Below are 22,043 nucleotides of genomic sequence, written 5' to 3'. Positions count from 1 at the left end.
ATTGGTGATAGGGACTATTGGCATGGTCAAGCCCCGGAGCGGGCTTTTTCTTGTCGGCTTTGGCAAAACAGGCTAGACCGAAATTAGGTGGCTAAGGGGCAGGGAAACATGGCAATTAATCCGTTGAAGGCGTTTTTGTTCGCGGCTGGCGGCTCCGTCGCTGCGGCGGGAACCGCCTATGTATCGGGCGCACTCGACCCGTATCTCAATTCTACCCCGCCTGCGGAAGTCGCGGCGCTGACGCCGCCGGTTTCGAAACCGGTCGCTCCGGCAACCGAGGGGCGGCTGCCGTCTGCGCCCGCCGCGTCCACCGATGCGGCGACGCCCGCCGCGCCGGCCGCTGCAGGTGCGATCGTGCCGACCTTCGACATCGTGCGCGTCGAAAGCAACGGCTCGATCGTCGTCGCCGGCAATGCAGCGCCCAACGCCAAGGTCGAGATTCTCAACGGTTCGACTGTGCTCGGCTCGACGGTCGCCGGTCCCGACGGCGCCTTTGCCATTATTCTCGACGATCCGCTGAAGCCCGGCGACTATACGATCACGCTTCGCTCTACGGCCGACAATGTCGTGACCGCCTCGGCGCAGACCGCCGTCGTTTCGATTCCCCAGAATTCCACCGGTCAAGTGCTGGCAATGGTCGAGGAGCCGGGAAAGCCGTCCGAACTGCTCACTGTTCCTGCCCCTGAGGCAAAATCTGACGCCTCGCCGCCAACCGGCGAACAGGCGGCCGTTCAGCCACCCGCCACCGGCACCGAATTGCCGGCTGCCGCAGCGCCGGCCGCCGCGGCGGCTGATGTTCCAGCAGCGCCTGCTTCTGCCGCGCCGGCCGCTGTTGAAGCCGCACCGGCTCCGGCAGCGCCCGCCACACCGGCAGCGCCTGCTACTTCCACGGCGGAGCCCAAGGTCGTCGTCGAAGCCGTCGAAATCGACGGCAACAAGATTTTCGTTGCCGGGGTCGCCGATCCCGGCCGCAAGGTGCGCGCCTATGCCAATGATATCCTGCTCGGCGACGCGAAGACCTCGCCCGACCGCCACTTCCTGGTCGAAGCGACACGCGACGTCCCGGTCGGCACCTACACCATCCATGTCGACGCGCTCGACGCCGACGGGGTGACGGTGGTGGCTCGTGCCGCCGTGCCGTTCGAACGCGAGCCGGGCGAGGCGGTTGCCGCCGTCGCACCCGCCGAGCCAAAGCCTGCCGAGGTAAAACCAGCCGAGCCGAACGCTCCGGCCACCGAAGCCGCACCGGCGACAGCCGCCGAAACGCCCGCAACTGCCCCCATTCCTGCCACCGAGGCCCCGGCCGAAATGGCCGTCGCGACGCCTCCGGGCGAAGCTCCCGAGACCGTGGGCCCCAAGCTCGAACATGCCAATGGCGCAGTCATCATCCGCCGCCACGACACGCTGTGGCGGATTTCGCGGCGGGTCTATGGCCAGGGCATGCGCTACTCGACCATCTATCTCGCCAACCAGGACCAGATCAGCAATCCGAACCGCATCTGGCCGGGGCAGGTGTTCAAGGTGCCGGAGAAATCGAAAGAAGGCGAGCCCGCCGATCTCAAGGCAATGGGCGACCAGATGACGACGGCGCCAGTCAAGACTGAGTAGCCGTTCTGCCCATCAGGATAGCTTGCGGCAGGGCCAGTCATCGTTTATCGCCGATGGACGATGACCGAATCCTCTCTCGTAACGGACCGACGCCGCGCGGCAGATGAACACGCGCCGGCCAACTGCACGCCGGCCAACTGTACGCCGGATAGCCGCTCCGTCGCTGTCCGGCTCGCGGCCCTTTCGCATCCGGCGCGGATCGAAATTCTCAAACACCTTTCCGCAAGCCGTTCCTGCTGCTGTCGCGAGGTCGTCGAGCATCTCGACCTGGCGCAGTCCACCGTTTCCCAGCATTTGAAGATTCTGGTCGAAGCCGGGCTTATCCGCTTCGAGCCTGACCGCCAGCGCTCGCGCTATGAGCTCGACCGTGCTGCGCTCGCCGATGTTTCCGCGTCGCTGGCCGCGCTGGTCGATTCCTGCTGCTCCGGCCGCTAAGATATAAAAAGGTAAACAAGAATGGCCGAGAAAACCGTTTCCGCCGATTCCGGCTCGACCTTCAGAACGTTGCGCAATCTCTGGCCCTATATGTGGCCGGCCGACCGCGCCGACCTGAGGGCGCGGGTGGTGTGGGCAACCGTGCTGCTGGTTGCCGCCAAGCTGACCCTGGTGGCCGGACCCTATTTCTTCAAATGGGCGACCGACGCACTGGCCGGCGACGCCAAATCTCCGCCGCCGCTGCCGGCCTTCCTGCTAGCGCCGGTCATGCTGGTCGTCGCCTACAATGCCGTGCGGCTGGTGCAGCTCGGCTTCAACCAGTTGCGCGACGCCCTGTTTGCACGGGTCGGCCAGCATGCCGTGCGCCGGCTCGCCTTCCGCACCTTCGTACACATGCATGAATTGTCACTGCGCTTCCACCTCGAACGGCGCACCGGCGGCCTGTCGCGTGTCATCGAGCGCGGCACCAAGGGCATCGAGACGATCGTCCGCTTCACCATGCTGGCGACGGCGCCGACGATTGTCGAATTCGCGCTCACCGCCGGCATCTTCGCCGTCACCTATGGCTGGCTTTACGTGCTGGTGATCGCGGTCACGGTCTGGCTCTATGTCTGGTTCACCGTCAGGGCGAGCGATTGGCGTATTTCGATCCGCCGAGAGATGAACGACAGCGATAATGAAGCCAGCACGAAGGCGATCGATTCGCTGCTTAACTACGAAACAGTCAAATATTTCAACAACGAAGCCATGGAGGCCGAGCGCTTCGACCGTTCCACGGCGCGCTATGAGGTGGCGGCGACCAGGACCTGGACCTCGCTTGGCTGGCTGAACTTCGGCCAAGGCGTGATCTTCGGCATCGGCATGACCGTCGTCATGGTGCTGTCGGCGCTCGAGGTGAAGGCAGGCACGCAGAGCGTCGGCGATTTCGTCTTCGTCAACGCCATGCTCATGCAGCTTTCGGTGCCGCTGAATTTCATCGGCATGATCTACCGCGAAATTCGCCAGGGCCTGACCGACATCGAAAACATGTTCGATCTGCTCGACGTCAAGCGCGAGATCGTCGATCGGGCGGGCGCCAAGCCACTGGTCGTCGATGCCGGTAAGGTCGAGTTTCGTGACGTGCATTTTTCCTACGACCCCAACCGCAAGATACTGAAGGGCATCAGCTTCGAGGTGCCGGCCGGCAAGACGGTGGCCATCGTCGGCCCCTCCGGAGCCGGAAAGTCGACCATTTCGCGGCTTTTGTTTCGTTTCTACGACATTCAGCGTGGCACGATTCTGATCGACGGCCAGGACATTCGCGACGTCAAGCAGGAGAGCTTGCGCGCCGCCATCGGCATGGTGCCGCAGGACACGGTGCTGTTTAACGACACCATCGCCTACAACATCCGCTACGGCCGCATCGGCGCCAGCGAGGAGGATGTGCGCAAGGCGGCAGAACTGGCCCAGATCGGACCGTTCATCGAGCGGCTGCCCGACGGCTATCGCTCAATGGTGGGCGAGCGCGGGCTGAAACTGTCCGGCGGCGAGAAGCAGCGGGTGGCGATTGCCCGCACCATCTTGAAGGCACCGCCGATCCTGATGCTCGACGAGGCGACCTCGGCGCTGGACAGCCACACCGAGCAGGAGATCCAGGCGGCACTGGACCTGGTCAGCCAGGGCCGCACCACCCTCGTCATCGCCCATCGACTGTCTACAGTGATTTCGGCCGACGAGATCATCGTCCTGCAGGACGGCCAGATCGCCGAGCGCGGCACCCATGCCGCCTTGATGGCCAAGCGCGGCCTATATGCATCGATGTGGGACCGGCAGCGCGAGGCAAGCGAGGCCGAGGAGCGGCTGCGCATTGCCCGCGAAAGCGACGAGTTCGGCGTCGTCGTCCGCCGCCGCACCTCGGAGGTGAGCTGAAATTCGTGCTTGACCTCAACTTAAGTTGAGATCGTAGGCCGTTTTGGATCGTAGCAAGATGCGTCGTTCAAAAACGGAGACAATCGATATGAATGGGATAAATCAGGCAGTTAGTGGCGGCAACGTATTCCGGGTGGACAAGTTTGTCGTTCCGGCCAACGCTCGCGAGGAGATTCTTGCCAAGGTCCGGATGACGCATGAATTGCTGCGCCAGCAGCAAGGGTTCGTCCAGGATTTCCTGCTCGAGCAATTCTCGGGGCCGGGGGAGTTCAACCTCGTGACCATTGTCGAATGGGAAGGGCAGGCCGCTGTCGATAAGGTCGTGCCGATCATCAAGGCCGCGCATGAGCGCATCGGCTTCAATCCTCAGGAGACCATTGCGCGACTTGGCGTCAGGGCCGATATCGCCAATTACCAGCGGATTCCCGCGGTGTAAGCTCTCTATGGCCAGCCTGCTCCCGGCGCGGTAGCCTCGATGCTGAGCACCTGGCCGGTACGGGCATCGCTGATCATATGTTCGAAGCCGCGCCATTCGGCGGCCACGATGAACAGCGTTTTTCCCTCGCTGCCGCCGAGCATGCAGGCAAAACAGCCGCGATCGACGTCGACGCTTTCGAGCATTGTGCCGCCCTCGCGCACCCGCACGCAATGCCTGTTCGGAACGTCGGCGTACCAGGCGGCACCTTCGGCATCGAGGCAGATGCCGTCGGGAAAACCGTTGCCAAGATTGGCCCAGACTCTCCGATTGGAAAGGTGGCCATCGGCAGCGATGTCGAAGGCGGTCAGCCGGTTGGCGTGGGATTCGGCAACGACAAGCGTCTTGTTGTCGGGCGTCACTGCCATGCCATTGGCGAAGGCGAGATTCTCAGCCACCTGCCGAGCCGAGCCGTCAGGTGCAACCAGCACGACGGTGCCGGGGCCGAAATGCTGGCCGGAAGCCGGAGCCGGCCCACCACCATTGACGTAGATGTTGCCGCGCCCGTCGACGACGATCTCGTTCCATGGGCTCTTCGACAGATGTCTCAGATCGGCATGGGTGACCAATGTCCCGTCAGCCTCCTGCCTGAGGATCAGCCCTTCGCGGCCGGACACGACAAGCAGCCGCCCGTCCGGCAGCCAGTCGATGGAGTAGGGCAGGGTGGCCGGCACGATGAGCGCGATCTCGCTGTTGCCTAGGGCGTCAACGGCGATGATCTGGCCTGTGCCCCAGTTGCAGAACCACAGCCGGCCATCGTGCCAGCGAGGCGACTCGCCAAAGGCCAGACCGTTCATCACCACTTGCGCTTGCCTGGCTGCTGATTTCTGCATGGGCCGAGAACCTCCGGGTTTGCGCAAATCGTCACGGCCGAAAGGCCGATGAGAGGCGCTGTCTTGCCAAGGACGGGCGTGGGGGCTTCGTGCCGACAATCGCAATCAACATATTTCCGGTTGACCACTTCGGCAGTCCGGATGCTGCCAAGGACGCCCCTGAGGCGGCACGACCGCCAACACCCGACCGCCTGATTGTCGCGTTGCGGCGAAGGGGTGTTTCCGCTATTGAGGCCGGACTTGGAACCAAGGTTGCCCTCATCCCATGAGCCTCGTTGACACGATCAAAAATGCGTTCGTTCCGATCCATCGCGAGGGTTATCCCTTTATCGCTGCGTTCGGCGCGGCGACGCTTTTTCTTGGCTATTTCTCCTCGACCCTGTTCTGGATCGGTCTCATTCTGACCGCGTGGTGCGCTTATTTCTTCCGCGATCCCGAGCGTGTCACGCCGATCGACGACCGGCTGGTTGTCAGCCCGGCGGACGGCATCGTCTCGGCCGTCGGCCCGGCCGTGCCGCCGCGCGAGCTTGGCCTCGGCGGCGGCGAAATGACCCGCATCTCGGTATTCATGAATGTCTTTTCCTGCCACGTGAACCGCGCCCCGGTGCGTGGCCGCATCTCCAGGATCGAGCATCGGCCAGGAAAATTCCTCAACGCCGAACTCGACAAGGCAAGCACCGAGAACGAACGCAACGGGCTGGTCATAGAGAGCCCCAACGGCACGGTGGCTGCGGTGCAGATCGCCGGCCTGGTGGCGCGGCGGATCGTCTGCTGGGCCGAGACCGGCGGCGCCATCGGCACCGGCGAGCGCTTCGGGCTGATCCGCTTTGGCTCGCGCGTGGACGTATTCCTGCCCTCGACGGCGACGCCGCGCGTTGCCGTCGGCCAGACGGCGGTAGGCGGTGAGACGGTGCTGGCGGAATTCGGCGGCGTTGCCGCAACGCCGCTCGTGCGGATATCCTGACCGGTGGCCCCGCCGTTCAAGAAATTCGAGGCGCATGGCGGCGGCGGCCCGCGCATCCGTGAAATCCCGATGCGCATGGTGCTGCCCAATCTGGTCACCGTGCTTGCCATCTGCGCCGGCCTGTCCGGCATCCGCTTCGGCTTCGAAGGCCGCTTCGAGCCGGCGGTGGTGATGGTACTGCTCGCCGCCTTCCTCGATGGTATCGACGGCCGCCTGGCGCGAATGCTGAAGGCGACCTCCAAATTCGGCGCCCAGATGGATTCGCTGGCCGATATCGTCAATTTCGGCGTGGCACCGGCGCTAGTGCTTTATGCCTTTCTGCTCGACAGGGCAGGTTCGCCGGGTTGGATCGCGGCGCTGCTGTTTACCATCGCCTGTGGGATGAGGCTTGCCCGCTTCAACGTGCTCGACGAAGAGCTCGACCGTCCGCAGTGGCAAACCGAATATTTCGTTGGCGTGCCGGCGCCGGCGGGTGCGGTGCTGGTGATGCTGCCGCTCTATCTGTTCTTCCTCAGGCTTGGCCTTGAACCCAGCCGCCTGGCGGCCTTCATTGCCACCGGCTTTACAATATTGGTGGCGTTCCTGCTGGTCAGCCGACTGCCCGTCTATTCCGGCAAGAGCGTCAGGATACCGGGCGACAGAGTGCTGCCGATCATCCTCGCAGTCGTCCTCTACGTCCTGCTTTTGATGACCTATCCCTGGTATACGCTGACGGCTTCGGTTGCCGGCTATTTGCTGTTTTTGCCATTCAGCGTGCGCGCCTATTCCAGACGCGCCAAGCGCGAAGGCGAGAAGGTACCGTCCTCGGACATCGGCTGACAGATTTGGTGCCAATTTCGCACGCGGCGCTGTGGAACGCCCTTCAAAACCACGTTTTCGGAACTTGCTGGGCGCCTGACCGTTTGTGTCGGTAGGTCCGTTTGAGCGACTGCTCGTGATCGTCAACGTCGCGCAAGCTGCCGCATCGGGCCCAGAATCATCGGAATACGAGAAATGGCTGTCATCCTCATTGGCGCATTACTGACTGTCGCCGGCCTCGTATATATGGCGGTTGCAGCCATCATGCGCGGGCGGCTCAGTGAGCCGGCCGCAGTCTCCACCGCGCCGGATAGCCCGAGGCCCAATCTCGCAACACCAGGTCCGACTCTGGAGCCGCGGCGGCGCGGGCTCCGTTTTCTCGGCTTGTCACAGAATTGGCCGGGCCTGCTGATGATGGCCGTCGGCGTCATTCTGCTGTTATCGGTAGTGGTCCTCTAGAGTTTTGGAAAGGTCTGGAAAACCTCAGGCGGCAGCGCTCAGTCCCAGCCTCTCGAGCGCCAGCTTTCTTGTCGAGACATAGTCGGTCTTGCCCGAGCCCAGCACCGGGATTTCCTCGACCTTGACGATGTCGTTCGGTACCATCAGTTCGGCCGCCCCGGCCTTCTTGCCGAATTCGCGCAATTCGTCGGGATTGGCACTGTCGGCGGTGGTGACCAGGACGAGGCGCTCGCCGCGCCGTCTGTCCGGCACCGCCACCACGGCGTGATGCTCTTCCGGCCACAGCGACTGCACCAGCATCTCGACCGCACCAAGCGATACCATCTCGCCGGCGATCTTGGCGAAGCGCTTGGCGCGGCCGCGAATGGTGATGAAGCCTTCGCGATCGACCGAGACGATATCGCCGGTGTCGTGCCAGCCTTCGAGCGGCTGTAGCTCGCCCGGCCGATCGGCGGTCATGTAGCCCATCATCAGGTTCGGCCCGTCGAGCCACAGCCGGCCGGCGTCGCTAATGCCTTCGACCGGTTCGAGTTTCATGCGCATGGCCGGCAGCAGCCGCCCGACCGTGCCGTCGCGACCGTGGATGGCGGTGTTGACGGCAACCACCGGTGCGGCCTCGGTCAAGCCAAAACCTTCGATGATCTCGGCCTGGAAGCGTTCGCGATAGACCCGGCGCGTCTCCGGCTTCACCGCCTCGGCACCGGCGACGACAAAGCGCAGGCTGGAAAAATCGCCGTCCTTGGCGGTGCGGGCATAGTTGGCGAGGAACGTGTCGGTGCCGAACATCACCGTTGGCCGGACCTTGCGCGCCACCTCCGGAATAAGCTTGTAGTGGAGCGGTGAGGGGTAGAGGAACAGTTTTACGCCGGTGACCAGCGGCAAGATGGTGCCACCGGTCAGGCCGAACGAGTGGAACACCGGCAGCACGTTGAGCAGGATGTCGACCGGCGAGATGGTGATGCGGGCTTCGGCCTGCATGGCATTGGCAAGAAGGTTCCGGTGCGACAGCACAACTGCCTTGGGTGTGCCTTCCGAGCCGGAGGTGAACAGGATCACCGCCGGCTTGGCTGCATCCTGGCGCTGCAACGGCCATCGCCACAGCAAGGCGGCAGCGAGCTTGTCCAGCACGGTCACGCTTGCGCGAACATCCTCCAGCCACAGCAGTTTCGCTCCGCCCTTTTCCACCGCCTCGACTATGTCGGCGAGGTTGGCCTTTTCGACAAAGGCGCGTGAGGAGACCACGGTGCGGATCACCGCCGTGCGGATGGCGGCGGTGACGCTCGCTGTGCCGGCGGTATAGTTGATCATTGCTGCCACTCGCCCAGCCGACAAAACACCGACGAACGCCAGCACGAGGCCATTGGCGTTGGGCAGGAGCAGCCCAACCGCTTCGCTCGGCGCTGTCATTGCCTCGAAGCGGCGGCCCAAAACCCTGGCACCGATAAACATTTTCCGGTAGCTCAGCGCACCGCCGATGATGTCTTCGATAATTAGGTGCGAAGCGCCGACACGGTCGGCGGCATCACGCATGGCAAGGAACAGCCCTCGGTCGAGATCACTGCCAAAAAGCCTGGCCTCGGCGAAGCGATCGAACAGCGCATTGGTATTGGAGGCCTGATTGGGGTTCCGCGCCACCAGCTCGGCGATGGTCATCGGCTCCAGCGCGCTGATCGACAGCTGCGGGAACCAGTGGCGCGGCGCCTTGTCTGCCGGCGTCAGCGACGCCGGCAGGCTGCGCGCGCCGGCAACGAAGATCGGCACGATGCGAGCGTCGGCCTGCATGGCGATACGGGTGATGGCGCGGAACAACCGAAACGACTTGACGTCGGGCTCGACCGCATTCGGCAGGTAAACGGCGAGCCGGCCCTTGCCCTTCAGCACGCGCACCAGTCTGCGGCTGACGAAGACATGCTCGGCGTTGAAAGCGATGGTGCGGCCAAGCTCGCGCCATGGTTCCAGCCAGGGCGATCTGGCCGAAGCCGGGTCGAGAATGTGCAGCGTGTCCTCCGGCAGCAGCGACAGCATCAGCGCCGGCTCGAGGCGCGACTGATGCCAGACGACGTAGATGATCGGGGCTGCCGACTTGCGGGCAATCTTGATGCGCTCGTCGTTGATGCGGTAGGCGAGCTTGAACGGCACGTAGAGCAGCGCCTGGCTCAAGCGCAGGCCGAGGCGGAACTTCTCCACCACGCCGATCAGCAGCCAGGCCGTGACAAGACCCGCAAGCAGCGCCAGTGTCAGGATCATCGCCGCATCTCCCAACAATCTCACGTCGCGGCTCTTCAGTGGCCGCTTCGGGTGAGAACCTAGCCGAAGTTGGATCAACGTCAATGCGGCTTCATTTTTCCGTCTCTCCTGCTATCAGTGGGCTCGGCTGCCTTCTCCACAAATCGCAGCTACGCCGCCTTCATCCTCCCGCTTATGAAGCGGAATTCCTGCGTCTTGCCGCCAAAGCCATACGCGGCCGCTGGCACTTCGTGCACGAGGGCATAGCTTTCCTCATGGATCTTGCCTAGCAGCCGGCCGAATGCGGCAAAAATTGCCTGGAGATAGGCCTCCAGTTCGAGCTTGGTGTTGGTGCCGTCGACGACCTTGATGTCGAGCCAAGCCGTGTTGGCGCCGTGCTGGGCCAGCGACTTGCCGCCGGCGAACCAGTGCTCGGGGTCGAGATAGGAAATCGCGACAGCTGTGATCGTCGCGTCCTTGCGCAGATGCGTGGCCGTCAGTTCGGTCACCTCCTTGGCAATAGCGGCGGACAAAGCGGCATCGGGCTTGCCGGTAACGCTGACATTGATGATCGGCATGTTTCTTCTCCTCGGTTTCAAGCGGCGTCTCTTCGCCGTCGAGAAAATCATGCCATCGTCCTTGCGTCAGAAAAATCGAATTGTTTTTGATAAAAACTTTGATATTGTCGAACTATGCAGGCGCTCGATCCCGACCTCCTCAAAACTTTCCTCGCTTTCGTCGATAGCGGCTCGCTGGCGCAGGCTGCGTCGATCGTCGGCCGCTCGCCGTCGGCGGTGACCGCGCAGATGCAGCGGCTGGAGGATGTAGTCGGCGAACCGCTGCTGGTGCCGCAGGGGCGAGGGCGTGGCCTGACGCCGGCGGGCGAGGATCTGGTCGGCCACGCGCGGCGCATTCTTGCTGCGCACCGCGAGGCGTGGCTGGCCCTCAAAGGGGCGCATGCCGATGGGCGCGTCGCCATCGGCACGACGCAGGATTTCGCCGACAGCGGCTTGCCGCAGCTTCTCAGGGCCTTCGCTGTCAGCCATCCGCGCGTCAGGATCGAATTGCGCGTCGGCCGCTCCGCCGAACTGGCGCAGGCTTTGCAAGCCGGCACCCTTGATCTGGCCATTGCCATGCGACAGGCGCCGACGCGGGACGAAGTCGGCGTGCTCAAAGAGCCAATGATCTGGCTTTGCTCACAAAACGGCTTGGCCACCCGCCAAGAGGAATTGCCCTTGGCGCTGCTCGATCCCCATTGCGGGTTTCGCGATGCAGCGACCAGTGCACTGGATGCGGCCGGCCGCCGCTATCGCATTGCTGCCGGCAGTGCCAGCCTTGCCGGCCTGCGTACGGCGGTACACGCTGGCATCGCTTTGACGTTGAGGACGGCGCGCTTCGCTCATTCCGGCATCGTCGAGGCGCCGCGCGATCTTGATCTGCCGCCGGTGCCGGTCGCGGAATTCGCCATCCGCTTGCGTGAGGATGCCGACCGGCCGGCGCAGGATCTGGCCGCGTTGTTCAGCGGCAACCTGGGCTTGGCCAGTTGAGTCAGCAAAGAAAAAGCCGACCTTGCGGTCGGCTTCTGAGTAGGACGGGCCGAGGGGTTTGGGGGGACTTGGGGGTGGCCCGTCGCAGCCATAATGCCTGAGCCCGATGATGGTTCCATGACGTTTCAAATTTATTTTCAGGCACGGATTTCTCGTGATCGGACCACCAACTCGCCCTCGGGCGTGGCGAGGATTTTGGTCATGCATCCGCTGCGCGCTGCCTGGCCATCAGCCAGTCGCGGCCGGCGTGAGCGAACACGGCGCAAAGCACGATTGCGCCGCCGACCATGCTGGCTGCCGGCGGGATTTCCGCCAGGAACAGGAAGGCGAACAGGATCGCGAATGGCACTTCGGCCGAACCCAGCAGTCCGGACTCGGTCGCCGGAATGAGCCGGGCGCCCTCCGTCCACAGGATCGAGGCAAGCGCGAACGAGGAGCCGAAGGTGGCTAGAAGCAATGCGTCCCTGGCCGAGACGGCCAGCGGATCGGTGACGAACCAGCCGAGCACGAACAAAAGGAATGCCGACACCGCACCCGCCCACACCACCGGCGTATCGCGGAAGGTGCGCACCATGATCATGTAGAGGGCGCTGCCGATCGTCATCAGCAGCGCCAGCCCGTCCCCGAACAGATGGCCGGTGCCGAAGCCCGACCAGACCATGATCGCCACCCCGCATAGTGACACGGCAGCGGCAGCAAGCGTCTGCAGCCGGAACGGTTCGCGGACCAACAGGAGGGCCAGCAGCGCGGTGACGAAAGGGGCGGTGGCGTAGATGATGGCGACATTGGCGACAAAGGTGAACTTGAACGCCGAGATGAAGGCGATGCTGGCGAGCGCGCCCTCAATCGCCAGCAGCCAGCCGCGCCAGCCGAGCCGCAGGCTGCCGCGACCGCCGGAGCGCTGGCGACGCCATAGCACATAGAGGCTGATCAGGATCGAGCCGACGAAGCCGCGCCAGCAGGTAATCGTCAGCGGGTCGGAATGGATCGATTTGGTCAGCACGCCGGTGAGGCCGAAGACGGCCGCCGATGCCGAAACCAGGATGATGCCGAGGGTGCGTTCGCGGGCGCTTTCCACTGTGCCTGGCATATCCAGCGATTCCGTCATCTCACCAGCTTACGCTGCCCCGTCCTGACACCATAGTGTCAGCTTGATCGAGGCGTCATGCATCGAAACAGCAGACCGGCAGCCCCGGTGAACAGGCTGCCGGCGAAGCCCTTTCGCGGATTTCCAGGATGGCGATATCGGCCATATGTCCGGCGGCCTTACGAATGTGTTGCGAGAGAGGGTGTGAAGGCGTTGGATGCTCCCCGTATCGTCAGGCTATACGGGGCGAAGCCCTGCCAAGCGCTACGCCAGCGGGGACTTGCGTTTGGGGCAGCCGACACCGCCGTTAAGCAGCGAAGCCAGGCAACTATGGGAGGGAAATGAAATGGACGCGATCGCATTGAAGGCCATGCAGGTGCCGCTGAAGGAGGCCTATCGCGACGACGCCTCGCGCGCGCTAATTACTCTCCGCGCCAAAGGCTCGATCGACGACCAATCGATCGCCTGCAAGGTCGAGACAGGCAGGGCGATCGCCATTGCCGGGCTGCATCCGGCGACCGGCGGCACCGGGCTCGAACTCTGCTCCGGCGACATGCTGCTGGAGGCGCTGGTGGCTTGCGCCGGCGTCACGCTGAAGGCGGTGGCCACGGCGCTGGAATTCAAGCTTGGGGCCGCCACGGTGGAAGCCGAAGGCGATCTCGACTTTCGCGGCACGCTTGGTGTGGCAAAGGATGCGCCGGTTGGCTTCCGCGCCATCCGGCTGACCTTCGGCCTCGACACAGACGAGCCGCAGGAGCGCGTCGATGCGCTAATCAAGCTGACCGAGCGCTACTGCGTCGTGTTGCAGACCATCAGCCAGAAGCCGGAGCTGACGGTAAGCGCACGACGCTGATGCTGCCAATCTCTCCCCTTGAGGGGGAGATGCACGGCAGGGTAGAGGGGGTTGGTCCGACGGGGCTCGGCCTGCTGCGGCAGATGGAGGCTGGCGCTCCACGCCTGTCGACCCCCTCTGGCCTGCCCTCTTTGCCAAAACTTGGCCAGATGACGCTCCTACTGCGCCGACGGCTCCTCGGCGTCGCCCTCGTCCGCGAACGGCGAGGCACTCGGCACGCACTGCACCGACCAGCCGGCCGGCGTCGGCTGCTTCTGGTATTCGGTGACGGCGGAGGTGCACTGTTCGCGGGTGTCGAAGGTGCTGGGCAGCACGACCATGCCGCCTTGCGGGCCGGCGATCACCAGATACCAGACCAACGCTACGCTCGGTGCCGCCATGAGTATTTCCTCGCTCTGCTTGTTTTGGGAGTCGGTGCGATCCTAGCAACTCCGGCCAAGCGGCGAAAGTTGGGCCGAAGCGCGGCGTTAAGCCACGGCATCACAGCCGCGTGATGTCAGGCCGCTTACTCCGGCTGCCGGTAGGCGACAAAGCGGTTGTGCTTGGCCTGGAAGATCAGCCCCGTCTCCTTGAGCGCAGGGCTGGCCAACGGCACGATACGCTTGGCGATCTCCGAAGGGTGCGGCAGAGTCTCCGGATCCTCGCCGGGTACCGCCTGCGCCCGCATGGCGGTGCGCGTTGCCCCGGGATCGGCGGCGTTGACCCTGAGCGGCAGGTTTTCGGTCTCATGCGCCCACGAACGCGTCATGGCCTCGACCGCCGCCTTCGACGCCGCATAAGGCGCCCAGAAGGCGCGTGCGGAGTGGGCCAGGCTGGAACTCAGTACGATAGCGCGGCCGGCATCGGCGAGTCTCAGCAGCGGGTCGACCGAGCGGATCAGCCGCCATGTTGCGGTGACGTTGATGGTCATCACCTTCTCGAAGGTCTTTGCCTCGACATGGCCGATCGGAGCGATGACGCCGAGCACGGCGGCGTTGGCGACCAGTATGTCGAGCTTGCCCCAGCGCTCGTGGATGGCGCCGCCCAGCCGGTCGATCCCCGTCATGTCGGCAAGATCGAGCGGTACCAGCGTCGCCTGTCCGCCGCCTGCTTTGATCTGGTCGTCGAGTTCTTCCAGCCCTCCGACGGTGCGGGCAACCGCAATCACATGTGCGCCGGCGGCGGCAAGCTCCGTGGCGATGAAATAGCCGATACCGCGCGAGGCGCCGGTGACGACCGCAACGCGGCCGGAGAGATCGAGGGTCATGCTTGAACTTCCATAAGGTCGGCGTGAGGCACCCCCCTCTGCCCTGCCGGGCATCTCCCCCTCAAGGGGGGAGATTGGCCCTCATCAGGCTCAGCGCCTGTTCTGCGACCGTCGCGATTGGCGAAAGTCGACAATTCAGCCGATCTCCCCCCTTGAGGGGGAGATGCCCGGCAGGGCAGAGGGGGTAACCTGGCGAAGACAAATGGCGATCCGGCAACCTTACGACCCGCCTGCCGCCAATAGCGACAGCGTGCGGACATTGTCGGAGCCTTCGAAATCGGCAAGCCGGGTCGGATACTGGCCGGTGAAACAGGCGTCGCAGAATTGCGGCTGTTCGTTGTCGCGGCCGGCTTCGCCAACGGCCCGGTAGAGCCCGTCGATCGAGAGGAAGCCGAGCGAATCGACGCGGATGAACTCGGCCATCTCCTCCACCGACATGCGCGAGGCCAGCAACTTCGACTTTTCCGGTGTGTCGACGCCGTAAAAGCAGGAGGCGCGCGTCGGCGGCGAGGCGATGCGCATATGCACTTCCTTGGCGCCGGCATCGCGCACCATCTGCACGATCTTCTGGCTGGTGGTGCCGCGTACGATCGAATCGTCGACCAGCACCACACGCTTGCCTTCGATCATGCGGCGATTGGCGTTGTGCTTAAGCTTGACGCCCATGTGGCGGATCGAATCGCCGGGCTGGATGAAGGTGCGGCCGACATAGTGATTGCGGATGATGCCGAGCTCGAACGGAATGCCCGCGGCCTGCGAAAAGCCGATCGCCGCCGGTGTGCCCGAATCCGGCACCGGCACGACGATGTCGGCCTCGACCGGGCTCTCCAGTGCCAGCTCGGCGCCGATGCGCTTGCGTACCTCGTAGACATTGCGGCCTTCGACCGAAGAATCCGGCCGGGCGAAGTAGACATATTCGAAAATGCAGAAGCGGGTCTTCTGCGGCTCGAACGGGAACAGGCTCTCGATTCCCTTGCTGGTGACGACGACCATTTCGCCGGGCTTCAGGTCGCGCACGAAACGCGCCCCGATAATGTCGAGCGCGCAGGTTTCGGAGGCGAGAATCCAGGCGCCGTCGAGATCGCCAAGCACCAGCGGCCGGATACCGAGCGGGTCGCGGCAGCCGATCATCTTCTTGGACGTCATTGCCACCAGCGAGAAGGCACCTTCGACCTGGCGCACCGCATCGATGAAGCGCGAATTGAGGTCGCGCTCCTTGCTGGTGGCGACCAGATGCAACAGTGTCTCGGTGTCGGAGGTGGAAGAGAAGATGGCGCCCTGCTTCTGCAGGGCGCGCTGAACGGTCATGGCGTTGGTGAGATTGCCGTTATGGGCGACGGCAAAGCCGCCATCGGCAAGTTCGGCGAAGAAAGGCTGGATGTTGCGCAAGCCAGCGCCACCGGTGGTGGCATAGCGTGTGTGGCCGATGGCACGGTTGCCTTGCAGGCTGTCGATGACACGCTGCTTGGTGAAGGTGTCGCCGATCAGGCCGACATGGCGTTCGACATGGAATTGGGTGCCGTCATAGGAAACGATACCGGCCGCTTCCTGGCCTCGATGCTGCAACGCATGCAGGCCGAGCGTGACGATGGCTGCGGCGTCCTGCCGGCCGAAAATACCGAACACGCCGCATTCGTCGTGGAAATGGTCGTCGGCTTCGGCGGAAAGCACGTCGTCTGCGTCTGCCACTGAGGCTGCCATTGGGGGCTCAAGCTCCGCTAAAGTCGCCATATAAGGTCATAGCGCATCGAAAGCAACGCACGTCGTGCGACGTTCACATGATCGACAGTCTCGAGGCGAGCAAGTCTGCCGAAATCAGTTTGCCGGCGCCGGGTTTGCAGGTGCCGGCGTCGCGGGCGCATTGTCGGCCGGCGGAGCGTCGCTGTCATCGGGTGCCGGAGCAGTGGCGTCGTCGCCGGCGGCAGGTGCTTCCGCTGCAGGCGCGTCGGGGGCCAGAGGCGTCTCGGTGGCCGGCTGATTCGGATTGAGCTTGTTGAGGATGGCGTTTTCCGGGTCCTCGGGCAGCAGGCTTTCGAGCTTGGCACCGATCGATTCGAGCAGCGGCTTTGACTTGGCGTTGGCAATCCAGCCTGGAGCTTTGGCGCCGGCCAGCCAATTGAAAAACAGCAGTGCGACCGCGACCACCAGGATGCCGCGCGCCGCGCCATAGAGGAAGCCAAGTGTGCGATCGAGCGCGCCGATCCTGGAATCGATGATCCAGTCGGCGAGCTTCATGGTGATGACCGAAACGACGATCAGCGCGACAATAAAGACGATACCGGCGGCCGCCGCCATGGCTGCCTTTTCGTTGTCGATATAGGGCTGAATGTAAGGCAGCACCGGCTTGTAGAAGAAGAAGGCCGCCGCAGCGGCAACTGCCCAGGAGATGATCGACAGGATCTCGCGCGAAAAGCCGCGAACCATGGCGAGCATCGCCGAGACCAGGGTGAAGCCGACGAGAATTCCGTCAAGCAGCGTAATCGGCATGTTTTTCGCCCCGCTCCGATCTCTTTTTCACGACTCGACGAGCCGCATCAGTCTTGCTCGTCGGCGCGGCTGCGCCGAGAGCCGGCTATGCGCGCCACGAGATCGGCAAGCTCGGTGGGCTGGAAAGCGCCGGCTCCGATCCCCCCGGCCCCATTACCACCAACAAGTTCCTCGCTGCCCAAGGGCAGAACCGCGCTTCCGAAACCCAGCTTTTCGGCTTCCTTAAGGCGCTGCTGCGCATGCGCAACCGGCCTCACCGCCCCCGAAAGGCTGATTTCGCCGAAATAGACGCAATCGGCGGGAAGGGCAAGACCGGTGAGCGAGGAAACCAGTGCCGCCGCCACAGCCAGGTCGGCCGCCGGCTCCGAAATGCGGTAACCGCCGGCAACGTTGAGATAGACGTCATGCGTGCCGAAGCGAACGCCGCAATGGGCTTCCAGAACCGCCAGGATCATCGACAGCCGGGCGCCGTCCCAGCCGACGACGGCGCGGCGTGGCGTGCCGAGCGTCGAAGGTGCTACCAGCGCCTGGATCTCGACCAGCACCGGCCGTGTGCCTTCCATGCCGGCGAAAACCGCGGCACCCGGCGATTTCGCGTGACGTTCACCGAGGAAAAGCTCGGACGGGTTGGCGACTTCCCGCAAGCCCTTGTCCGACATTTCGAAGACGCCGATCTCGTCGGTTGGCCCGAAGCGGTTCTTGACCGTTCGCAGGATGCGGTAGTGGTGGCCGCCTTCGCCCTCGAAATAGAGCACCGCGTCGACCATGTGCTCGACGACGCGTGGGCCGGCGATCTGGCCCTCCTTGGTGACATGGCCGACCAGAACGATCGCCGCCCCTGTGGATTTTGCATAGCGGATCATCGCTTGGGCGGCGGCACGCACCTGGGTCACCGTGCCGGGCGCTGAATCGGCCATGTCGGTCCATAGCGTCTGGATCGAATCGAGAATGACCAGGTCCGGCCGCTTGCCATCGGCAATGGTGGCGAGGATGTCCTCGACGTTGGTCTCGGCGGCGAGTTCGACCGGGGTGTCGGCGACGCCGAGCCGCTGGGCGCGCAGCCTGATCTGGGCGACCGCTTCTTCACCGGAGACGTAGACGATGCGGTGGCCCTTTGCCGCCAGTGCGGCTGCAGCCTGGGTGAGCAGCGTCGACTTGCCGATGCCGGGATCGCCGCCGACCAAAAGCGCCGATCCGCGCACGAAGCCGCCGCCGGTGGCGCGGTCGAGTTCGCCGATGCCGGAGACGATGCGCGGCGCGTCCTCGATGTCGCCGGAAAGGCTGGTCAGCACCACCGCGCGGCCTTTGCGGGCGTTGCGGGTGTTGGCCGGGCCGGAGCCGATGCCGCCCGACGTGCCTTCCTCGACCAGCGTGTTCCACTCGCCGCAGGCATCACATTTGCCGGCCCAACGCTGATGCACCGAACCGCAATTCTGGCAGATGAACTGGATACGGGATTTGGCCATCAGTTTATTGGTTCCAAGAGGTATTTGGGACGATCCCAGTAAACCGGCAAAGCATCTTCGATCGTATCGAAATGAGTGCGGCGCTGGCCGTTTCTCAGAGCCCAATTGTCGTATGCCGACCAACACGCATATCTGAACAGACCGACCGCGAAGTCGTTCTCTCGCCCGACTTCATCGTGCAACGTCTCCAGCAATCTCATAAGGGCAGTCGAGAGGCGACGATCATTGAGCCGGTGCATCAAAAGGAATGCGCACCCGATCGCCGCCAGAGAGGTGTCGTGCCGAGTTTCGTCCAACGAAAGGGCCAAAAAACTCAGCAGATCGTCGATGTCAGCTGTCGCTCCCAATTTCCAAACTCGATAAAGACCGGTCACTGCCGCGCTTCGCGTATAGTCTTCGACATGCTTGGCAAGGAATTTCCTCACCGATTCAACGTTCTCGGGCGTAGGTTCGCTTGAGTAGCAGAACACCAGCAAACCGGCGTGCGATTCCGTGCGAGAAATTGACCGGGCAGATCTCAAATATTCAGTGAGTTGCGCGCGTTCATCCTCGGAGATGTTATACTCTTCGAATTTTATCCTTTGGTAGATATCGCTAAAGTCCAATCGGCTGCTCCGCGACAATGCCTACTCGAACCGATCCGGCAAATGATGCTCTTCCGCAAGGTCCGAGAAGCGGGTGAATTCGCCCTGGAAGGCGAGGCTGACCGATCCCGTTGGGCCGTGGCGCTGCTTGGCGACGATTACTTCGGCCTTGCCGCGCATCTCGTTCATCTCGTGTTCCCACTTGATGTATTCGTCGGTGCCCGGCTTCGGCTCGCGGTTCTTCAGATAATATTCCTCGCGGTAGACGAACAGCACCACGTCGGCGTCCTGCTCGATGGAGCCCGATTCGCGCAGATCCGAAAGCTGCGGGCGCTTGTCGTCGCGGCTCTCGACCTGGCGCGACAGCTGCGACAGCGCGATGATCGGCACCGCCAACTCCTTGGCCAGTGCCTTGAGCCCGGTGGTGATCTCGGTGATTTCCTGGACGCGGTTTTGCGATGATTTCGCGCTCGATCCCTGCATCAGCTGGATATAGTCGATGACGATGACGTCGAGGCCGCGCTGGCGCTTCAAGCGACGCGCGCGGGCGGACAGCTGAGCGATGGAAATACCGCCGGTCTGGTCGATGAACAGCGGGATTTTCTGCATGGTCTGCGAACAGGCGACGAGCTTTTCGAAATCCATCTCGCTGATCTCGCCGCGGCGGATTTTCGACGACGGGATTTCGGTCTGTTCGGAAATAATGCGGGTGGCGAGCTGTTCGGATGACATTTCGAGCGAAAAGAAGCCGACGACGCCGCCATTGGCCGCCTTGAACGAGCCGTCGGCCTGCTGCGCCGGGACATACGCCTCCGCGATATTGAAGGCGATGTTGGTGGCGAGCGAGGTTTTACCCATGCCGGGGCGGCCGGCAATGATGATCAAGTCGGACGACTGCAGGCCGCCCATGCGACGGTCGAGGTCGCGCAAGCCGGTGGCGACGCCCGACAAATGCCCGTCGCGCATATAGGCGGCATTGGCCATGTCGACCGCCGTCTTGACAGCGTCGGTGAAGCTCTCGAAGCCGCCGTCGTAGCGGCCGGTCTCGGCCAGCTCGAACAGCCGCCGCTCGGCGTCCTCGATCTGGTCGGAGGGCGACATGTCGACCGGCGCGTCATAGGCGATGTTGACCATGTCCTCGCCGACGGTGATCAGCGCGCGGCGCGTGGCCAGATCGTAGATGGCGCGGCCATAGTCGGTGGCGTTGACGACGGTGACGGCCTCGACCGCCAGCCGCACGACATATTGCGCCACCGTCATGTCGCCGACCTTCTCGTCGGCCGGCAGGAAGGTCTTCAGCGTGATCGGCGTCGCGATCTTGCCCATGCGGATGAGCTCGGCCGCGACCTCGAAGATATTCCTGTGCAACGGCTCGTAGAAATGGCCAGGCTTCAGAAAGTCGGAGACGCGATAGAAGGCATCGTTGTTGACCAGGATGGCACCGAGCAGCGCCTGCTCGGCCTCGATGTTGTTCGGCGCCTCGCGATAGAGCGGTGTTTCCGCCACGCCGAATTTTCGTGCTGCCTCTGCCATGATGTCCCCGGTCCTGATCCCGGTCTCTCGATATCAGAACGAGACAAGTCGGTGATGACTTATCTGCATCAGTCCCCAACCAACCAACTTTGATGCCCGCGATTCACAGCCAAGATACTTCGGTGGAAAGAATCTCGATTGACTCGAATCAAGATGGCGAGCCTAACCGTTCTTGGGCGAGAACAAAACAGGAAAATAGCTGCCGATCATTCCGGCAAGGCGTCACCCCAGTCCAGTCGCCGCGCGGCCTTGAACGTCTCGCCGTCGCGCTTCGTGAACAGTCGCTCGGCGGCATGACCATCCTGTTGGCAAAGCTTCAGCAAGACCTTGCCGGAGCCCGATTTCGGTGGTGCGATCACCCGCGCGCGGGGCGGAGCGGCCGGATGACGGGAAGCGGCGACAAAGATGAACTTTTCGTCCTCCCACGGCACCTCGGCATCCTTGGCCAGACGGTGCAGGCGCGAGCGGGCGACGCGGCGGGCGAAATGGCACCAGTCGGGAGCGACAAGTGGGCAGGGCGCCTCATGCGGGCAGGGCGCGAGCACGTGCGCCCCCGCCTCGATCAGCTGCCGCCGCACGGCAAGGATGCGCTGCCAGCCGGCCGGCGTGCCTGGCTCGACGACCAGCAGCGTGTCGGCGGTCAGCTGCCAGAGCCGGTCGATTAGTTTTGCCAGCGATGCCGGCGCGATCTCATCCAGCACATAGGCCGAAGTCACCAGCTCGGCCGGCTCCAGATCGACCAGGTCGATGGTGACGTCGCCGGTCAGCCAGGCGGTCTTGGCATGGATTGTCTCGGCGGCAAGCGCCTCGCCGACCCGCCGCACCGCGGCACCGGCCTCGAGCAGCACTGCCTGTTCGAGATCGGGCCAGAGATCGATTGTGGCCCAAAGCACCGTGCCAGGGCCGGCGCCGACATCGAGCAAGGTCTTCGGAGCATAGTCGGGCCGAGACTCGCCCACCGCATCGAGGCTGGCACGGACGGCCGCATAGGTCGCCGGAAGCCGCGTTGCCAGATAGGCCTTAACCGCCATTTCTTCGGCCATGTGCAGGCGGCCATCGCGCAACTCGGCGCGGTAGCGGTCCGACAGCGTCTTGGCCGCTTGCTTGATCATCGGCAACGGCACCTGTTCGAGAAGGCGGTCGACGCCTTGTCTAAGCGGGGCGGGCAGTTCCATGGCCTACGCAGCCCGAGGTGCGAGCACGATGACCGAGGCGCCAATGATGCACATCGTGGCACCGGCAAGATCCCAACTGTCGGGGTGCACGCCTTCCGCCAACCATAGCCAGACCAGCGAGGCGGCAATGTAGATGCCGCCATAGGCGGCATAGGCCCGGCCCGCCGCACTGGTGTCGACAAGCGCCAGCAGCCACGCGAATAGCACCAGTGAGACGAGACCGGGCGCCAACCACAGCGGCGACTTATCCAGCCGCCACCACGCCCAGAACGAGAAGCAGCCGGCGATCTCGGCAAGTGCGGCGGCGACGTAGAGGAGGTAGGTCATGAAAAAAGGTCCCGCGTTGACGAGACCTTTTT

22 protein-coding genes are annotated in these 22,043 nt (G+C 63.7%); 9 read left to right on the top strand and 13 right to left on the bottom strand.

The genetic code is table 11. The annotated features are described in order from the left end of the window. Nucleotides 1-108 precede the first annotated feature (108 nt). The 4 genes from NKJ09_RS12165 (at nucleotide 109) to NKJ09_RS12150 (ending at nucleotide 4,387) form a co-directional block, all read left to right on the top strand. Nucleotides 109-1,608 carry a LysM peptidoglycan-binding domain-containing protein gene (locus NKJ09_RS12165; RefSeq protein WP_352494861.1) on the top strand — a complete coding sequence of 500 codons (1,500 nt, stop codon included), beginning with the start codon at nucleotides 109-111 and terminating at the stop codon, nucleotides 1,606-1,608. Nucleotides 1,609-1,668: 60 nt separating this feature from the next. Further along, nucleotides 1,669-2,043, top strand: coding sequence for an ArsR/SmtB family transcription factor (locus tag NKJ09_RS12160; RefSeq protein ID WP_352494862.1), 375 nt, complete (start codon nucleotides 1,669-1,671; stop codon nucleotides 2,041-2,043). Between the two features lie 21 nt (nucleotides 2,044-2,064). Next, complete coding sequence (locus tag NKJ09_RS12155) at nucleotides 2,065-3,951, top strand: ABCB family ABC transporter ATP-binding protein/permease (protein ID WP_023719850.1); 1,887 nt, start codon at nucleotides 2,065-2,067, stop codon at nucleotides 3,949-3,951. 88 nt (nucleotides 3,952-4,039) lie between these two features. After that, nucleotides 4,040-4,387, top strand: coding sequence for an antibiotic biosynthesis monooxygenase (locus NKJ09_RS12150; protein WP_352762796.1), 348 nt, complete (start codon nucleotides 4,040-4,042; stop codon nucleotides 4,385-4,387). Nucleotides 4,388-4,392: 5 nt separating this feature from the next. Here NKJ09_RS12150 and NKJ09_RS12145 read toward each other — a convergent pair whose 3' ends face one another. Then, entirely contained in the window at nucleotides 4,393-5,259 is an 867-nt protein-coding gene (locus NKJ09_RS12145; RefSeq protein ID WP_023719848.1) for an SMP-30/gluconolactonase/LRE family protein, read from the bottom strand. A 265-nt stretch (nucleotides 5,260-5,524) separates the two neighbouring features. Here NKJ09_RS12145 and NKJ09_RS12140 point away from each other — a divergent pair, with 265 nt between their 5' ends. From NKJ09_RS12140 to NKJ09_RS12130, 3 genes are all read left to right on the top strand, one after another. Next, nucleotides 5,525-6,223, top strand: a complete 699-nt coding sequence (locus NKJ09_RS12140; protein WP_023719847.1) for a phosphatidylserine decarboxylase — start codon at nucleotides 5,525-5,527, stop codon at nucleotides 6,221-6,223. Between the two features lie 3 nt (nucleotides 6,224-6,226). After that, nucleotides 6,227-7,042, top strand: a complete 816-nt coding sequence (locus tag NKJ09_RS12135; protein WP_023719846.1) for a CDP-alcohol phosphatidyltransferase family protein — start codon at nucleotides 6,227-6,229, stop codon at nucleotides 7,040-7,042. A gap of 174 nt (nucleotides 7,043-7,216) precedes the next feature. Continuing rightward, nucleotides 7,217-7,480 carry a hypothetical protein gene (locus tag NKJ09_RS12130; protein WP_023719845.1) on the top strand — a complete coding sequence of 88 codons (264 nt, stop codon included), beginning with the start codon at nucleotides 7,217-7,219 and terminating at the stop codon, nucleotides 7,478-7,480. A gap of 24 nt (nucleotides 7,481-7,504) precedes the next feature. Here the strand turns inward: NKJ09_RS12130 and NKJ09_RS12125 are convergent, their stop codons facing one another. Together NKJ09_RS12125 and NKJ09_RS12120 are read right to left on the bottom strand one after the other, a co-directional pair. Continuing rightward, nucleotides 7,505-9,727 (bottom strand): AMP-binding protein, encoded by a 2,223-nt coding sequence (locus tag NKJ09_RS12125; protein WP_352515678.1) that lies wholly within the window; start codon nucleotides 9,725-9,727, stop codon nucleotides 7,505-7,507. A gap of 149 nt (nucleotides 9,728-9,876) precedes the next feature. Further along, the gene (locus NKJ09_RS12120; protein ID WP_352481829.1) at nucleotides 9,877-10,284 is read right to left on the bottom strand and encodes a tautomerase family protein; all 408 of its coding nucleotides are present in this window, start codon (nucleotides 10,282-10,284) and stop codon (nucleotides 9,877-9,879) included. Between the two features lie 114 nt (nucleotides 10,285-10,398). Between NKJ09_RS12120 and NKJ09_RS12115 the strand changes: the two genes are divergently transcribed. Continuing rightward, nucleotides 10,399-11,253 (top strand): LysR substrate-binding domain-containing protein, encoded by an 855-nt coding sequence (locus NKJ09_RS12115; RefSeq protein WP_352494864.1) that lies wholly within the window; start codon nucleotides 10,399-10,401, stop codon nucleotides 11,251-11,253. Nucleotides 11,254-11,452: 199 nt separating this feature from the next. Here the strand turns inward: NKJ09_RS12115 and NKJ09_RS12110 are convergent, their stop codons facing one another. Then, nucleotides 11,453-12,343, bottom strand: coding sequence for a DMT family transporter (locus tag NKJ09_RS12110; RefSeq protein WP_352515691.1), 891 nt, complete (start codon nucleotides 12,341-12,343; stop codon nucleotides 11,453-11,455). 343 nt (nucleotides 12,344-12,686) lie between these two features. On the opposite strand from NKJ09_RS12110, the gene NKJ09_RS12105 reads away from it, so the two are divergent. Next, complete coding sequence (locus NKJ09_RS12105) at nucleotides 12,687-13,193, top strand: OsmC family protein (protein ID WP_352494865.1); 507 nt, start codon at nucleotides 12,687-12,689, stop codon at nucleotides 13,191-13,193. Between the two features lie 158 nt (nucleotides 13,194-13,351). On the opposite strand, the gene NKJ09_RS12100 is transcribed toward NKJ09_RS12105, so the two are convergent. From NKJ09_RS12100 to NKJ09_RS12060, 9 genes are all read right to left on the bottom strand, one after another. Next, on the bottom strand, nucleotides 13,352-13,573 hold the full coding sequence (locus tag NKJ09_RS12100; RefSeq protein WP_023719840.1) for a hypothetical protein: 222 nt from the start codon (nucleotides 13,571-13,573) through the stop codon (nucleotides 13,352-13,354). Between the two features lie 125 nt (nucleotides 13,574-13,698). Then, entirely contained in the window at nucleotides 13,699-14,439 is a 741-nt protein-coding gene (locus tag NKJ09_RS12095) for an SDR family NAD(P)-dependent oxidoreductase (RefSeq protein WP_352494866.1), read from the bottom strand. A 219-nt stretch (nucleotides 14,440-14,658) separates the two neighbouring features. Next, nucleotides 14,659-16,140 carry an amidophosphoribosyltransferase gene (gene purF / locus NKJ09_RS12090; RefSeq protein WP_036244955.1) on the bottom strand — a complete coding sequence of 494 codons (1,482 nt, stop codon included), beginning with the start codon at nucleotides 16,138-16,140 and terminating at the stop codon, nucleotides 14,659-14,661. A 114-nt stretch (nucleotides 16,141-16,254) separates the two neighbouring features. Next, nucleotides 16,255-16,926, bottom strand: a complete 672-nt coding sequence (locus tag NKJ09_RS12085) for a CvpA family protein (RefSeq protein WP_023719837.1) — start codon at nucleotides 16,924-16,926, stop codon at nucleotides 16,255-16,257. A 47-nt stretch (nucleotides 16,927-16,973) separates the two neighbouring features. Next, nucleotides 16,974-18,392, bottom strand: coding sequence for a DNA repair protein RadA (gene radA / locus NKJ09_RS12080; RefSeq protein ID WP_023719836.1), 1,419 nt, complete (start codon nucleotides 18,390-18,392; stop codon nucleotides 16,974-16,976). After that, nucleotides 18,392-18,997, bottom strand: coding sequence for a hypothetical protein (locus NKJ09_RS12075; RefSeq protein WP_352494867.1), 606 nt, complete (start codon nucleotides 18,995-18,997; stop codon nucleotides 18,392-18,394). The genes radA and NKJ09_RS12075 overlap by 1 nt, the downstream gene beginning before the upstream one ends. Nucleotides 18,998-19,018: 21 nt before the next feature. After that, on the bottom strand, nucleotides 19,019-20,509 hold the full coding sequence (locus NKJ09_RS12070) for a replicative DNA helicase (protein WP_352481818.1): 1,491 nt from the start codon (nucleotides 20,507-20,509) through the stop codon (nucleotides 19,019-19,021). A gap of 206 nt (nucleotides 20,510-20,715) precedes the next feature. Next, the gene (locus NKJ09_RS12065; protein ID WP_023719834.1) at nucleotides 20,716-21,684 is read right to left on the bottom strand and encodes a small ribosomal subunit Rsm22 family protein; all 969 of its coding nucleotides are present in this window, start codon (nucleotides 21,682-21,684) and stop codon (nucleotides 20,716-20,718) included. A gap of 3 nt (nucleotides 21,685-21,687) precedes the next feature. Further along, on the bottom strand, nucleotides 21,688-22,011 hold the full coding sequence (locus tag NKJ09_RS12060) for a YnfA family protein (protein WP_023719833.1): 324 nt from the start codon (nucleotides 22,009-22,011) through the stop codon (nucleotides 21,688-21,690). Between the last annotated feature and the right edge of the window lie 32 nt (nucleotides 22,012-22,043).

Origin of the sequence: Mesorhizobium sp. M0189 (genome assembly GCF_040322135.1) — a bacterium.
GTDB lineage: Bacteria > Pseudomonadota > Alphaproteobacteria > Rhizobiales > Rhizobiaceae > Mesorhizobium.
The sequence above is the reverse complement of the archived record's forward strand: the minus strand, read 5'-3'. Positions and strand labels throughout refer to the sequence as shown.

What these genes read in the sequence shown, in the direction of transcription:
- NKJ09_RS12085 (WP_023719837.1), bottom strand. Translation starts at nt 16,926, where the DNA reads ATGCCGATTACGCTGCTTGACGGAATTCTCGTCGGCTTCACCCTGGTC.
- NKJ09_RS12140 (WP_023719847.1), top strand. Translation starts at nt 5,525, where the DNA reads ATGAGCCTCGTTGACACGATCAAAAATGCGTTCGTTCCGATCCATCGC.
- purF (WP_036244955.1), bottom strand. Translation starts at nt 16,140, where the DNA reads ATGGCAGCCTCAGTGGCAGACGCAGACGACGTGCTTTCCGCCGAAGCC.
- NKJ09_RS12130 (WP_023719845.1), top strand. Translation starts at nt 7,217, where the DNA reads ATGGCTGTCATCCTCATTGGCGCATTACTGACTGTCGCCGGCCTCGTA.
- NKJ09_RS12095 (WP_352494866.1), bottom strand. Translation starts at nt 14,439, where the DNA reads ATGACCCTCGATCTCTCCGGCCGCGTTGCGGTCGTCACCGGCGCCTCG.
- radA (WP_023719836.1), bottom strand. Translation starts at nt 18,392, where the DNA reads ATGGCCAAATCCCGTATCCAGTTCATCTGCCAGAATTGCGGTTCGGTG.
- NKJ09_RS12110 (WP_352515691.1), bottom strand. Translation starts at nt 12,343, where the DNA reads ATGCCAGGCACAGTGGAAAGCGCCCGCGAACGCACCCTCGGCATCATC.
- NKJ09_RS12160 (WP_352494862.1), top strand. Translation starts at nt 1,669, where the DNA reads ATGACCGAATCCTCTCTCGTAACGGACCGACGCCGCGCGGCAGATGAA.
- NKJ09_RS12120 (WP_352481829.1), bottom strand. Translation starts at nt 10,284, where the DNA reads ATGCCGATCATCAATGTCAGCGTTACCGGCAAGCCCGATGCCGCTTTG.
- NKJ09_RS12105 (WP_352494865.1), top strand. Translation starts at nt 12,687, where the DNA reads ATGGACGCGATCGCATTGAAGGCCATGCAGGTGCCGCTGAAGGAGGCC.
- NKJ09_RS12070 (WP_352481818.1), bottom strand. Translation starts at nt 20,509, where the DNA reads ATGGCAGAGGCAGCACGAAAATTCGGCGTGGCGGAAACACCGCTCTAT.
- NKJ09_RS12150 (WP_352762796.1), top strand. Translation starts at nt 4,040, where the DNA reads ATGAATGGGATAAATCAGGCAGTTAGTGGCGGCAACGTATTCCGGGTG.
- NKJ09_RS12145 (WP_023719848.1), bottom strand. Translation starts at nt 5,259, where the DNA reads ATGCAGAAATCAGCAGCCAGGCAAGCGCAAGTGGTGATGAACGGTCTG.
- NKJ09_RS12065 (WP_023719834.1), bottom strand. Translation starts at nt 21,684, where the DNA reads ATGGAACTGCCCGCCCCGCTTAGACAAGGCGTCGACCGCCTTCTCGAA.
- NKJ09_RS12155 (WP_023719850.1), top strand. Translation starts at nt 2,065, where the DNA reads ATGGCCGAGAAAACCGTTTCCGCCGATTCCGGCTCGACCTTCAGAACG.
- NKJ09_RS12100 (WP_023719840.1), bottom strand. Translation starts at nt 13,573, where the DNA reads ATGGCGGCACCGAGCGTAGCGTTGGTCTGGTATCTGGTGATCGCCGGC.
- NKJ09_RS12115 (WP_352494864.1), top strand. Translation starts at nt 10,399, where the DNA reads ATGCAGGCGCTCGATCCCGACCTCCTCAAAACTTTCCTCGCTTTCGTC.
- NKJ09_RS12165 (WP_352494861.1), top strand. Translation starts at nt 109, where the DNA reads ATGGCAATTAATCCGTTGAAGGCGTTTTTGTTCGCGGCTGGCGGCTCC.
- NKJ09_RS12125 (WP_352515678.1), bottom strand. Translation starts at nt 9,727, where the DNA reads ATGATCCTGACACTGGCGCTGCTTGCGGGTCTTGTCACGGCCTGGCTG.
- NKJ09_RS12060 (WP_023719833.1), bottom strand. Translation starts at nt 22,011, where the DNA reads ATGACCTACCTCCTCTACGTCGCCGCCGCACTTGCCGAGATCGCCGGC.